This is a genomic window from Gordonia polyisoprenivorans NBRC 16320 = JCM 10675 (genome assembly GCF_000241325.1).
GTDB classification, from domain to species: Bacteria; Actinomycetota; Actinomycetes; order Mycobacteriales; family Mycobacteriaceae; genus Gordonia; species Gordonia polyisoprenivorans.
Genome location: NZ_BAEI01000019.1, coordinates 72,332 through 84,963 on the forward strand (window position 1 = coordinate 72,332; position 12,632 = coordinate 84,963).

Annotated in this window: 11 protein-coding genes and 1 tRNA gene; 4 read left to right on the forward strand and 8 right to left on the reverse strand. The window is 66.0% G+C overall.

What is annotated here, in order from left to right; all coding sequences use genetic code 11:
* Nucleotides 1-4: 4 nt before the first annotated feature.
* From GOPIP_RS05770 to GOPIP_RS05795, 6 genes are all read right to left on the reverse strand, one after another.
* Nucleotides 5-1,363, reverse strand: coding sequence for a protein kinase domain-containing protein (locus GOPIP_RS05770; protein ID WP_006368636.1), 1,359 nt, complete (start codon nt 1,361-1,363; stop codon nt 5-7).
* A complete protein-coding gene (locus GOPIP_RS05775; RefSeq protein WP_006368637.1) occupies nt 1,360-2,844 on the reverse strand; it encodes a peptidoglycan D,D-transpeptidase FtsI family protein in 1,485 nt (494 codons plus the stop codon). The genes GOPIP_RS05770 and GOPIP_RS05775 overlap by 4 nt, the downstream gene beginning before the upstream one ends.
* Nucleotides 2,841-4,271, reverse strand: a complete 1,431-nt coding sequence (locus GOPIP_RS05780; protein ID WP_006368638.1) for an FtsW/RodA/SpoVE family cell cycle protein — start codon at nt 4,269-4,271, stop codon at nt 2,841-2,843. The genes GOPIP_RS05775 and GOPIP_RS05780 overlap by 4 nt, the downstream gene beginning before the upstream one ends.
* A complete protein-coding gene (locus tag GOPIP_RS05785) occupies nt 4,272-5,843 on the reverse strand; it encodes a PP2C family protein-serine/threonine phosphatase (protein WP_006368639.1) in 1,572 nt (523 codons plus the stop codon).
* Nucleotides 5,840-6,304, reverse strand: coding sequence for an FHA domain-containing protein FhaB/FipA (locus tag GOPIP_RS05790; RefSeq protein ID WP_006368640.1), 465 nt, complete (start codon nt 6,302-6,304; stop codon nt 5,840-5,842). The genes GOPIP_RS05785 and GOPIP_RS05790 overlap by 4 nt, the downstream gene beginning before the upstream one ends.
* Before the next feature lie 253 nt (nt 6,305-6,557).
* On the reverse strand, nt 6,558-7,787 hold the full coding sequence (locus tag GOPIP_RS05795; protein ID WP_006368641.1) for an FHA domain-containing protein: 1,230 nt from the start codon (nt 7,785-7,787) through the stop codon (nt 6,558-6,560).
* A gap of 337 nt (nt 7,788-8,124) precedes the next feature.
* Between GOPIP_RS05795 and GOPIP_RS05800 the strand changes: the two genes are divergently transcribed.
* Both GOPIP_RS05800 and GOPIP_RS05805 read left to right on the forward strand, forming a co-directional pair.
* Nucleotides 8,125-8,210 (forward strand) — tRNA-Leu (locus tag GOPIP_RS05800).
* 264 nt (nt 8,211-8,474) lie between these two features.
* A complete protein-coding gene (locus GOPIP_RS05805) occupies nt 8,475-9,611 on the forward strand; it encodes a hypothetical protein (protein ID WP_006368642.1) in 1,137 nt (378 codons plus the stop codon).
* Between the two features lie 526 nt (nt 9,612-10,137).
* Here the strand turns inward: GOPIP_RS05805 and GOPIP_RS05815 are convergent.
* Nucleotides 10,138-10,620: a hypothetical protein gene (locus tag GOPIP_RS05815; protein WP_006368644.1), complete on the reverse strand. Its 483-nt coding sequence runs from the start codon at nt 10,618-10,620 to the stop codon at nt 10,138-10,140.
* Between the two features lie 85 nt (nt 10,621-10,705).
* On the opposite strand from GOPIP_RS05815, the gene GOPIP_RS05820 reads away from it, so the two are divergent.
* Together GOPIP_RS05820 and GOPIP_RS05825 are read left to right on the forward strand one after the other, a co-directional pair.
* The gene (locus tag GOPIP_RS05820; protein WP_006368645.1) at nt 10,706-11,164 is read left to right on the forward strand and encodes a hypothetical protein; all 459 of its coding nucleotides are present in this window, start codon (nt 10,706-10,708) and stop codon (nt 11,162-11,164) included.
* A gap of 118 nt (nt 11,165-11,282) precedes the next feature.
* Nucleotides 11,283-12,257, forward strand: coding sequence for an IS481 family transposase (locus GOPIP_RS05825; protein WP_006368646.1), 975 nt, complete (start codon nt 11,283-11,285; stop codon nt 12,255-12,257).
* Here GOPIP_RS05825 and GOPIP_RS29005 read toward each other — a convergent pair.
* Nucleotides 12,254-12,632, reverse strand: a 379-nt coding sequence (locus GOPIP_RS29005; RefSeq protein ID WP_035727278.1) for a hypothetical protein, incomplete at its 5' end; no start/stop codon positions are given. The genes GOPIP_RS05825 and GOPIP_RS29005 overlap by 4 nt on opposite strands.

The window sequence follows — 12,632 nt, forward strand, 5'->3', positions numbered from 1 at the left end:
GGCATCAGCACGGCACCTGGATCGGCCCGATGTTGCACGACCGCGTGGTCGCGCCCGGGTCGGTGGTCTGCGGCGTCGTCTCCTCGGGGGTCGTGGTCTCCGGCGTGGTGGTGTCCTCGGTGGTGGTCGTCGTGGTCGGCGGCCGCGAGCGGGTGGTCGTGGTCTCCTGGGTGGTCGTCTGGTCGTCGGTGGTGGTGACCGTCTCGGTCTGGGTGGTCGTCGTCGACGCCGGCGCCGGCGCGGGCGTGTTGTCGTCCGCGCTGGCCAGGTAGTACCCGATCAGCGCGATCGCCCCGACCAGTAGTGCCGTCGCGACACCGGCGAGGACCTTCTGCCCGGTCGTCCAGCCGCCCCCGCCCTGACCCGCGGTAGCCGGGGCCGAGGTGGTGGGCGGGCGCGCCGACGTCGGCGGCGGGGTCGAGTCGGTCATCGCGCGGGTCGCGTTGGCCCGTGCGGCCGCCGCTCCGGCTCCGGCGCCGACAACAGCACCCGCCGCTGCAGCCCCGGCGACACCGGGCCGCGGTGGGCGGCGCCCGGCGCGTACAGACGCGACGGCGTCGGCGAACGCCCCACCGTTGGGGTAGCGCTGCTTGGGGTCCTTCGACATGGTGATGTCGATCAGTTCACGCACGTTCGGCGGGATGGTGTCCGGCAGGGGCGGCGGGGTCTCACGAATGTGCTTCATCGCGACGGTGATCGCGCCGTCACCCAGGAACGGCCGTCGCCCGACGAGCGCCTCGTAGCCGACGACCCCGAGCGAATACACGTCCGACGCCGCGGTCGCGTCGTCGCCTGTGGCCTGCTCGGGCGAGATGTACTGGGCTGTGCCCATCACCATGCCGGTCTGCGTGACCGGTGCGGCGTCGACGGCCTTGGCGATCCCGAAGTCGGTGATCTTGACCTGACCGGTCGGCGTGATGAGGATGTTGCCGGGTTTGACGTCGCGGTGCACCAGCCCCTGGCTGTGCGCGGCCTGCAACGCGCGGCCGGTCTGCTCGAGCATGTCGAGGGTGTTGGCCACCGACAACCGACCCATCCGCGAGATCACCGAGTTCAGCGGCTCGCCGTCGACGAGCTCCATCACCAGGTACGCCAGCGTGCCGCCGCCACGGTCACCGGTCTCGCCGTAGTCGAAGACGTTCGCGATGCCCGGGTTGTTGAGCTTCGCGGTGGTCTGCGCCTCGGTGCGGAACCGTGCCGCGAACTCGGGATCGTCGGAGTACTCCGCCTTGAGCACCTTGACCGCAACCCGGCGATTGAGCCGGGTGTCAAGCGCTTCCCAGACCTGTCCCATACCGCCGGTGGCGATGAGACGCATCAGCCGATAGCGGTCGGCGATGATGGTGCCGTTCTGCAACGTCATCGTCCACCTCCTACATAAGCATTGATCACTGCCCGGCCGATGGGTCCGGCCACGGTGTTACCGACCGATTGCACACCGAACTTCCCATTCTCCACCACCACCGCGACGGCGATCTTCGCGTCCGTCGACGGCCCGAACGCGATGTACCAGGAATACGGGGTGGCGGAGTTCTCGTCGCCGTGCTCGGCGGTACCGGTCTTCGACGCGATCTGCACCGGCCCGCCGGACGGGTTCGATGCATTCTCCACCCCGACCATCATCGATGTCAGGCTAGCCGCCTGCTCCGAGGTGATCGGCGAGTTGATGGTGGTCGGTGGCGTCGTGTACAGGGTGCGCAGGTCCGCCGACTGCAACTTGTCGACCAGGTACGGCTGCATCCGCACACCGGCGTTGGCGACGGTCGCGGCGACCATCGCGTTCTGCAGGGTCGACATCGCAACATCCTTCTGTCCGATCGCACTGAGCGCGAGAGATGCGCGGTCGGGGATCGTGCCGACCGTCGACCGCGCCACCGGCATCGGGATGTTCGGCGCCGGCGAGTCGAGGCCGTAGAGCCGAGCGGTTTCCTTGAGTGTGTCGGTGGCGTTGGGCATCTTGTTGAGCACGAGGTCGGCGAAGGCGGTGTTGCACGAGTACTTCACCGCATCGGCGAGGCTGACGGTGCCGCTGCCGCCCGGGCAGGTCTCGTCGCCGTAGTTCGGCAGTGTCGCGGTGCTGTCGGGCAGCTGGAAGGTCGACGCCGCGGTCAGCTGCGTCGACGCGTTGAGTCCGTCACGCAATGCCGCCGACGACGTGATGATCTTGAACGTCGATCCGGGCGGATAGATCTCGTCGGTCGCACGGTTCTGCAGGCGCTTGTCCGCGCCGGTGTCGGCGCCCCACGCCGCCTCCCGCACGTTCTGGTCGTGGCTGCTCAGCAGATTCGGGTCGTAGCTGGGCGTCGAGGCCATCGCGAGGATCTTGCCGGTACTCGGGTCCATCGCGACGACCGCACCGACGCACGGCCCGTCGCACGTGGCCCCGGAGTTCAGCTGGTCGTAGGCGATCTGCTGCAACCGCGGGTCGATGGTCGTGACGACGTTGCCGCCGCGTGGATCCCGACCGGAGAACATGTCGGTGAACCGCTGACCGAACAGGCGGTCGTCGTTGCCGGAGAGGATCGAGTTCTCGTACTGCTCGAGGCCCGCCGACCCGTACTGGATCGAGTAGTAGCCGGTGATCGGAGCGAAGGCACGCGGGTTCACCGGATAGCGGCGCAGGTACTTGTAGCGGCTGTCGGTGGCCTGCGACATCGCAATGACCTCGCCGCCGGCGATGATCGAGCCGCGCTGCCGGGAGTACTCGTCGAGCAGCACCCGGTCGTTGCGCGGGTCGGAGCGCAGCTTGTCGGCCTTGATCACCTGCACGTAGGTGGCGTTGGCGAGCAGGACGACGATCAACGCGATCACCGCGACCGACACCCGACGGATCGGAGTGTTCACGTGCGCTTCACCGCCTGCGTGGGCAGTGACTCGACGGGCTTGGGGGTCGGCCGGCGCTTCGTCGGATCCGGCTCGCGGGCAGCGTTGGACACGCGGATCAGCAACGCCACCAACACATAGTTGGCGAGCAGCGACGAGCCGCCGTAGGAGATGAACGGGGTGGTCAGACCGGTCAGCGGGATCAGCTTGGTGACGCCGCCGACGACGACGAAGACCTGCACCGCCATGGTCACCGACAGTCCGGTGGCCAGCAGCTTGCCGAAGCTGTCGCGGACGGTCACCGCGGTCCGCAGGCCGCGCACGACGAAGATCATGTACATCATCAGCACCGCGGCCAGGCCGACGAGCCCGAGCTCCTCACCGATCGTCGCGATGATGAAGTCGGTGTTGGCGAACGGCACCGCGTTGGGTCGCCCCGAGCCCAGTCCGGTGCCGAACAGACCACCGGTGGCCAGGCCGAACAGACTCTGGCCGATCTGGTAGCCGGTGTTGTAGAAGTCGCCGAACGGATCGAGCCACACCGATACGCGGACCTGCAGATGCGGGAACAACTGGTAGGCGAGGATCGCGCCGACGGCGAACATGGTCAGACCGATGACCACCCAGCCCACCCGCTCGGTGGCCACGTAGAGCATCGCCAAGATCGTGGTGAAGATCAGCAGCGGGCCACCGAGATCGTTCTCGAGGGCGAAGATGCCGATCGCGACGACCCATGCGATGAGCAGCGGGCCGAGGTCGCGGGCGCGTGGCAGGTCCATGCCCAGGAAGTGTTTGCCCGCGGTGGTGAACAGGTCGCGTTTGGAGACCAGCAGGGCCGCGGTGAAGATGATCAGCAGGATCTTCGAGAACTCACCGGGCTGGATGTTGAACAGCGGCGTGCGAATCCAGTTCTTGGAGCCGTTGATCTCCGACAACGACGCCGGCAGGATCGCCGGGATCGCCAAGAAGATCAGACCGCCCAGACCCAGCGTGTACGCGTAGCGCGACAGGGTGCGGTGATCGCGGATGAAGATGAGGATCGCGGCGAAGACGGCCATCCCGAGGAACGCCCACAGCAACTGCTGGTCGGCGTTGTCGGTCTTGGTCGTCGGATTGATCGACTCCCCGGTGTTGCCCGACCCGAGGTCGAGCCGGTGGATGAGGACCAGACCGAGGCCGTTGAGCATCGCCACCACCGGCAAGAAGACGGGGTCGGCGTGCGGGGCGAAGCGCCGGACCACCAGATGCCCGATCGCGAACAGCACGATGTAGGCGGCGACGTACTTCGCGATGTCCCACGTCAGCGACTGATCCTGGGCGCTCTGCACGATGAGCAGCGCGACGGTGACCACCCCGATGGCGCACACCAGCAGCGCCAATTCGGCGTTGCGTCCGGTGTGTTCGGGCTGGGTGGGCCGTGCGTGGGTCGGGGCGGCGGCTTGCGTCATCTACGGTTCCCGGCAGTTCGTTCCGGGCTGGTCAGCCGAGGGCGACGTCGATGATCCCGCCGAGCCGGAGGGTGCCGAACTGGAGGGTGCGGAGCTGCCGGGCGCCGAGCTGTTCGGGGCACCCGACGTAGGGGGCGCGGGCGCCTCGGTCGCCGGGGCGATGTGGGCACCGCCGGGCCCGAAGGTCGCGGGCACCGGCGTGGCCGGCCCGGGAGCGGGCGCCGGGGTGGATGACGGCGGGGCGGGCGCGGGCGATTCCGACGGCATCGACTGGTCGTTGACGCCGGGCATCGTTGCCTTGCACAGCGGCAGCAATTCGAGCTCGCTGGTGGTGCCGAGGATGTCGTTGAGCGGTTTGCCGGAGATCCGGTGTTCGCGGACCGCCGACTGCGAGAACGGCTGGAGGTCGGCGACGTTGAGCGCGGTGCAGTCGGCGGCGTCCGCGGGCACGAAGGTGATGCGCGCGGAGTCCTTGTCGGCGTCGACGATGCAGCCCTTCTGCACCAGGTTGCTCACCGAGTAGAACAGCACCGCGTCGGGAGAGCCTTGGTAGACAACGACTTTCGAGTCTTGCTCGCCGATGTAGTAGGTGCGGTGCAGGTAGTAGCGCAACCCGAAGAAGCCCGCGAGGATGGCCACGATCACCAGGATGATGAACCCGATGGTGAACCATCGGCCCTTGTGTCCGGTCCGTACCGGCTCGTCGTCGTCGGGCAGGATCGTCGGCTGCTGCGGCGCCTCGAGCGGTGGGCGCAGCGCCGCCGCGCGGCCGGCCGCGGTCTTCGGGTCCGGGGTGTAGGCGTCCTCACCGGTACCCGCGGCGCCGCCGACGATGGGCCGTGATTCGCCGTAGTCGGTGTCGACGACGTCGGCGAGCACGACGGTCACGTTGTCCGGTCCGCCGCCGCGCAAGGCGAGTTCGATGAGCCGGTCTGCGCATTCCTTGTAGTCGCTGATCGAACCGAGTGTCTCGGCGAGGGTTTCCTCGCTGACCACATCGGAGAGCCCGTCGCTGCACAGCAGATACCGGTCGCCGGCACGCGCCTCGCGCACGGTCAGGGTCGGCTCGACCTCGGTACCGGTCAGCGCCCGCATGATCAGTGATCGCTGCGGATGGGTGTGGGCCTGTTCGGGGGTGATGCGGCCCTCGTCGACGAGCGTCTGAACGAAGGTGTCGTCGCGGGTGATCTGGGTGAGCTCACCGTCGCGGTAGAGGTATCCGCGGGAATCGCCGATGTGGCACAAGCCGATTCGGGAGCCGGCGAACAGGATCGCGGTGAGGGTGGTGCCCATCCCGTCGAGTTCGGGTTTCGCCTCGACCTGGGCGGCGATCGCGTGGTTGCCGGCCTGGGTGGCGTGATTGAGGGCGTCGAGCAGATCTCCGGTCGCGTCGTCCTCGTCGAGGGTGCGCATGGATTCGATGACCAGTCGGCTGGCGACCTCACCCGCCGCGTGACCGCCCATGCCGTCGGCGAGCGCGAGCAACCGCGGACCGGCGTACGCCGAATCCTCGTTGTTCGATCGGACCAGACCCTGGTCACTACGCGCGATGTAGCGCAGTACGAGTGTCACGGGCGCAGCTCGATCACGGTCTTGCCGATGCGGATCGGCGTGGACAGCGGGACCTTCACCGCCGTGGTCACCTTGGATCGGTCGAGGTAGGTGCCGTTGGTGGACCCGAGATCCTCGACGTACCAGTCATCCCCGCGGCGGGACAGTCGTGCGTGCCGCTCGGAGGCGTAGTCATCGGTGAGCACCAGCGTCGAATCGTCGGCGCGTCCGAGGAGCACCGGCTGCGTTCCCAGCGTGATGCGGGTGTTCGCGAGCGCACCCGCGGTCACCACCAGGTACCGCGCGGACCCCTTCGTGCTCGGCTTCGCCCGTCCCTTCTCGGCCGTGCCTCGAAAGCGCGGCAGCCGGGATCCCGAGGCGGTGACGATGTCGGCGCGCACGGTGCGGATCACGGCATAGACGAACAGCCAGAGCAGCAGCAAGAAACCCAACCGGGTCAGCTGCAGCACCAACCCCTGCATGTCGTCATCCACCTCCAGCGCATCTCAACGGTCGTCGATCGAACGAGTCGGTCTCCGACGATACGGAGGATCCCCACCCGGGCGGGTCCGGGACGTACAAGACCCGAGGTGCATCTTATGGGCTCAACCCGGTGCGCCCGTCATTCAGATGTGTCAGTTCTGCATCAACGGGCGTCGTGCCTGCGTACGCCCGGCCGTCGTCGGCACCGACCGCCGCCACGGCGGAGGCGCGTCGTACCGCCGAACTCGACGCCTACTGGAAGCGGACGGTGATGTCGGAGTGACCGACGCGAATGCGGTCGCCGTCGGCGAGTTCCCAGCTGTTGACCTGCACGTCGTTGACGGTGGTGCCGTTGGTGGAGTTCAGGTCGGTGAGCATCGCGGTGCTGCCGTCCCAGCGGATCTCCAGATGACGACGCGAGACGCCGGTGTCGGGGAGGCGGAACTGTGCATCCTGGCCGCGGCCGATGACGTTGGAGCCCTCTCGCAACTGGAAGGTGCGGTTGCTGCCGTCCTCGAGGATCAGCGTGATCGCGGTCGGCGCGTAACCGGCTGCCGGACGGCCGTAGCCCTGCTGGTAGTCGTAACCACCCTGCTGGCCGTAACCGCCCTGCTCGTACCCCTGTTGGCCGTAGCCCTGCTGGTAGTCGTAGCCGCCCTGCTGGCCGTAGCCCTGGTCATAACCCTGCTGGCCGTAACCCTGCTCGTAGCCTTGCTGGCCGTAGCCGCCCTGCTCGTAACCCTGGCCGGGCTGCGCATAGCCCTGGTCGTAGCCCTGTTGGCCGTAGCCGCCTTGTTCGTAGCCCTGCTGGGCATAACCCTGCTGCTGGCCGTAGCCCTGGTCGTAGCCGGGCTGTCCGTAGCCGTTTTGCTCATGGGCGGGCTGCCCGTAGCCGGCCTGCTCGTGGCCCGGCTGGCCGTAGCCCTGCTGGTAGTCGTACCCGCCTTGCTGGCCGTAGCCCTGGTCGTACGCAGGTTCCGGTGCCCTGCGCTGGTCGTATCCGGGGTTCTGCGTCATCTCTGGGGCTCCTACTTGTTTGGCCGCATCGTGTGGATGCGGCTGTGACTGTGGTCGGGGTACGCCTCCGTCACGCACCGGTCGCGGCTGGGCGTCCGGGTTGACCGCGCCGCGCGCACGGAACATACCCGTGTGCAGGGACGGAGACTGGTCGAATTCGACGACGACCTGACCGTATGTCTGCCACCCGTTGTCCTTGATGAAGTTCTCCAGGTGTTTGGAGAACCTCTTGCGGTTCAGCTCGTACTCGGCCGCGATCTGATCGTGGTCGGTCGGACTGAAGAGCAACGTGTAGCTGTTCGCGGCCAGGATTGTACCGTCACCGAGATTCTCCAACGATTCCTCGGCTTCTCGCTGCAGGCCGTTCTCGATCTCCTGCGGGGCGACCTCGCCGCCGAAAACGCGCGCGAAGCCGTCATCGACAGCACCCTCGAGCTTGCGCTCGATGCGTTGCAAAATCCCCACCGTCGACCTCCCTTCGCGGCTTGTGTGGCGTGTCGCCGTGCGTGTGGCCTTTACAGATGATACCGATACTGACGGCCCAGGCTGCCATGAAGCAACTGCTGTACCGTCTGCAACATACGCATCACCACCGTCATGTGGTGTGCGCCTACCCCTGAAATCATCCCTGACCAGCGCTTTGGCGTCCACCCCCTGGGTTGCGCGTAGCTGAATGACGCGGGTTGTACGACGGGTCAAATTCATCGTTTTTCACTTGCGGTGAGGTGCGTGCTATCGTCGTCCAGGCCGTTGATCGAACCCATCGATTCACGGTCATGCCCGCCGAGAACTCGGCGGCCACGGGCGAGTGGCGGAATGGCAGACGCGCTGGCTTCAGGTGCCAGTGTCCTTCGGGACGTGGGGGTTCAAGTCCCCCTTCGCCCACCACGAGCAGTTCTATGAACTGCTGGACCCGAGGTCGCGAACTCAAATGAGTCCGTGACCTCGGGTTTTTTGGTCACCAGAGCCGTTCGATTGGCGAATGCCGATGACGGCGGCCGTGCTCCCCCGGATCTCGTTGAGGCGATAGAAGCACGGGTGTCGCGCGCGCCTGGCGCCGCGACGTAGTCCGGTTTCGGCGGCATAGCTGAGGTGCGTAGTTGGTGGCGCATCACACGTCGCTGCTGGTATAGGTGAAGTCGATCGACGAGGTTGATCCCGTACATCCCGAGGCGAGACGGCCAAGTCAACGATCTGGGGGTCACCGTGGGGATCGCGCAAGCACTCGAGTTCGACGATTGTGCCGAACTTCCGGAGTTCGGACCACCGTTCATGGCACACATCTCCGCCGGCGCCCTTGACGTCGTTGCACCTTTGACGGCGACGGACAACGTTGGTGCCGTGGTCGCCAGCCGAAGTGCGGCCACTGCTCGCCGCGCGCTGAAGCGCCTTCGCAAGGAGAATCAACGCGCTGCAATCCTCCTCGATGCAGCCCAATACACCGGGAACTCACGGCGAGTCGGCGCGACCGGGATGTCCGAGCAGTGGGTGAACGATCAATTCGCAGCAGGCCTGACGTGGGCGATGACGGACTCCGGCTACATTCCGAAGGGCGACGGCGAGTCGCTCAAGTCCGTCCTCGGATGGGGGACGCACTCCGATCGACTGTTGGTGTGTCTGCCGTTGGCCACGGACTGGCTTACTGCCAACCTCGACACGCTGATCGAGGTGATCACCGCCACTGGACGCCCAGTTGCCCTCGTTCTCGAATCCGAATCGGACCCACTGCGTCACAAGGAGACCGTCGCCGGACTTATCGAAGTACTCAGGTGCGACGTTCCGACCTTGCTGCTGCGCTCGGACACATCCGTACTGGGAGCGCTCGCGCATGGTGCGGCAGCGGTTTCGGTTGGTGTTCGATCAGGATTGAGGCATCTGTATCCGGCGACCGATGGTGACGACGAAGTTTTCACACCTCCGCCGTCGGTGTACGTACCCAGGCTGCAGTCGTACTACATGCTCGACAAGGTCGAAGGTGGCATCACCACCAATCCGCAATCGCCTGTCTGGAGGTGCTCATGCAGCGTGTGCCATGGGCGCTCTCTGGCGTGGCTCTTCGACCAGAGCGACGTCGCCAGCGCGGCCATGGAACACTCGCTGGCAGCACAAGCACAGATCGCCAGGCAGCTGCTTGAGCACCCCGCGCCGGCCAGGCCAGGAGAATGGCGAGACCGATGCGAGCAGGCCATCAAGAACCACTCACAATTGCTGACTGCTCGGTCGCAGCCATGGAAGCCCCACAAGGCCGTCAAGGCCTGGCTCGCCGCAACGCCACGCGTCAGCGTCTAGATGCCCACACCAACGTCGAGTGCCCACGCAAAGAGCTGTTCCTCCTTGTGCCTAGTCGACGTCATCCGGCACGCAGTCGCCGCCGGACCCGGACGGCCTTCTACGAGCACCGCCGAGTCCCGCTCGCGAACGACCCACGTATCAGCGACATCGAACTCAGCCAGGGTGATCGACCGTGGTGACTCAGCTTGAGTAACCCACATTCCGGCACCGAACCCAGACACCCTGCCTAACGCCTCGAGGGCGTACTGAGGCTGGGCCGCCGTTGAGACGAAACCAACGATTGTCAGCGGACTGCGAGGCGGGCAATCACCCAACTCGTGGATCCAGGATTCCCAGACCGCCAACGTCGACCGATCATGCTCGGGCGGTTGATTGTTCGATATCCGCTCCGCCCACACAGCCTGATCTATCGCGACAACCGGAAAGAGAGACACGCCCAGCACGCTCGTGCGTGGAAGCACAACTCCTGACCAGCCGGAAGCTTCGACCGCTCGGGTCACCGATCCCATCGTGTCCGCCGACGCTACCCGGCCGCGCACGCCACCCCCTCAGAAGAGAACGACACACCAGCATCCAGGTCAGGTGAGCCTTCGGCAGCCCCGCGGCCGAGATCCTGCAATTTGAGGGTTGCCAAGGCATCGACCCCGGGAATGGACCAGTCCCCAGGATCGACGGCGACGTACATCGCCTCGACCCACGTTGCGCCGAGTGCTCGGGCGATCGAGGCCTGCGCCGCGATACCCATCGGACCAGCACAGTGTCCGGCAACGAGCAGGACACGCTGACCGTCCAATCGCTCCGACTCGTCTACGACAAGCACGTTCCCGTCGGCGATGGACGCGGCTGCAACTAGGCGTTCAGATGTGCGGTCAACTGCTGACACCGCGAGCCCGGCCTTGACGGCGTGAGCTGCGATGAACTCACCAGCGCGGCGAAGATCCTCGCCGCGCAAACGCGCGTTCTGTGTTTGCGCTTCGAGAACATCCGAAAGCAAGGAGACCGTCATATAAGCAAGTTTACTCTCCTAATCCCATGAATGTAACTCAGATCGGGGCCTTGATAAGCAAAATTGCGTAACGCATGCTTGCTTGATGGAGGAGGAGGCCGTCTCGCTTGCGCTCGCCGCCGAGAGGCTCGGCGTGACGCGGCAGCGGGCGCAACAACTGCTCCGTGATGGCGTATTGACCGGCCCGGCGCAACCACAGGGGCAGCGAGCTGTACGCAACGCTCCGCGGGTGTTCGTTCACTCACTGGAGGCCGAGGTCGAACGCCGAGCACAGCGACCACGAAAGCGGCAGTCCAGGTCCTCGACGCGCCCTCCTGTCGATGCGCATCTGATTGACGACATCAACCGACTCGCACTTGCCTACGCGAGCGCCCGCGACGACCACACTGCGATGCGTGAGATCGTCAAGCGACTGACGAGCCAACTCGCCGACGCGTACGCGGCCCTGGCTGCTCAGCAAGAGCTGCTAGATCACTCCGCGTATCGGGAAGAGCAAATCGCCAGCATCATCACCAACCACTTCGGGCCGGAGCCCGGGATCTAGTCGTCGGACTAGGTGTACTGGCCAGGGAGGTTGTGAACGGCGTGGCGTTCGGTAGGTAGGTGAGGACCTCGGGTATCGGTGTGGCTACCACACACACGCCGATCACCACGAGGTCCTCATGTCTCACGGTAATGCTTTCCTGACCGATCGGGGCCGGCTGGCCCTGGCCCGCTGTGTCGTCGACGACGGGTGGCCGCTGCACCGGGCCGCCGAACGGTTCAACTGTTCGCCGGTGACCGCGAAGCGGTGGGCCGATCGCTACCGCGTGCAGGGCGCGGCGGGGATGGCCGACAGGTCCAGTCGTCCGCACCGTTGTCCGGGGCAGACGAGCCGGCGGCGTGAACGCCGGATCATCGCCCTGCGATTTCAGCGGCGGTGGGGCCCGGCGCGGATCGCTTACCACCTGCGTCTGCCGCGTTCGACCGTCGCGGCGGTGCTGCGCCGCTACCGGATGCCGCTGCTTCGGCACCTCGATCAAGCCACCGGACTACTCGTTCGGGCGCCCCGGCCGATTCGCTACGAGCACAGCGCCCCAGGTGATCTCGTTCACCTTGATATCAAGAAGCTCGGGAGGATCCCGGACGGCGGAGGGCACCGTAAGCTCGGTCGGATCGTCGGCAATCGACACAACAAGAAGCAGGGCCGCGGCTACAGTTACCTGCACCACGCGGTCGACGATCACACCCGACTGGCCTACTCAGAAATCCTCACCGACGAACGGCAGGAGACTGCGACCGCGTTCTGGCGGCGCGCGGAGCTGTTCTTCGCCGAGCACGGCATCATCGTCCGCAGGGTGCTCACCGACAACGGATCCTGCTACCGCTCGAAGGCCTTCAACACCGCCCTCGGCACTGCGACGCATAAGTGGACCCGACCATATCGACCGCAGACCAACGGGAAGGTCGAGCGGTTCAATCGCACTCTCGCCGCCGAGTGGGCATACGCCCAGCTCTACCGAAGCGACGAAGCCCGCGCCGACACCTACCCGGCCTGGCTGCATCACTACAATCACCACCGACCACATTCCGGCATCGGCGGCCAGACCCCGATCGAACGGCTACGCGTTCACAACGTCCCCGGCCTCAACAACTAGGCGCCCGCGACCAATCCGCAGAGTGCAGCCGCTGTAGCCTCGGAATACTTGCCTCCATGGACCTGTGAGGCGTCGGCGTCGATCTGCGCCTTCGACGCGCCGTAGTCCGTGCCGCATTCCTTCCCTGTGCGAATCCTCGTCGCCTGCACTACTTCGTGAGCAGCCCCTGTGATCGCCCCCTCCGCTAGCAGGCGCAAGCGAGGTCCACGCTGGCCTCCGGTGTTGCGGTTCCAATCCGCGCGGCGAACGACCACAACGTCCGGGTCGATCGACCGGATGCGGCCACTGACCTTCTTGGCTAGCGTGCCCAGCAGTGAAGCCAAATCCTCACCGAAATCCTCTTTGAACTCGAACGAGCTGCTGACGACGACACTC

Coding starts and splice junctions, on each gene's coding strand:
- GOPIP_RS05770 (WP_006368636.1), bottom strand. CDS start 1,363: ATGACGTTGCAGAACGGCACCATCATCGCCGACCGCTATCGGCTGATG.
- GOPIP_RS05790 (WP_006368640.1), bottom strand. CDS start 6,304: ATGCAGGGGTTGGTGCTGCAGCTGACCCGGTTGGGTTTCTTGCTGCTG.
- GOPIP_RS05780 (WP_006368638.1), bottom strand. CDS start 4,271: ATGACGCAAGCCGCCGCCCCGACCCACGCACGGCCCACCCAGCCCGAA.
- GOPIP_RS05825 (WP_006368646.1), top strand. CDS start 11,283: ATGTCTCACGGTAATGCTTTCCTGACCGATCGGGGCCGGCTGGCCCTG.
- GOPIP_RS05815 (WP_006368644.1), bottom strand. CDS start 10,620: ATGACGGTCTCCTTGCTTTCGGATGTTCTCGAAGCGCAAACACAGAAC.
- GOPIP_RS05820 (WP_006368645.1), top strand. CDS start 10,706: ATGGAGGAGGAGGCCGTCTCGCTTGCGCTCGCCGCCGAGAGGCTCGGC.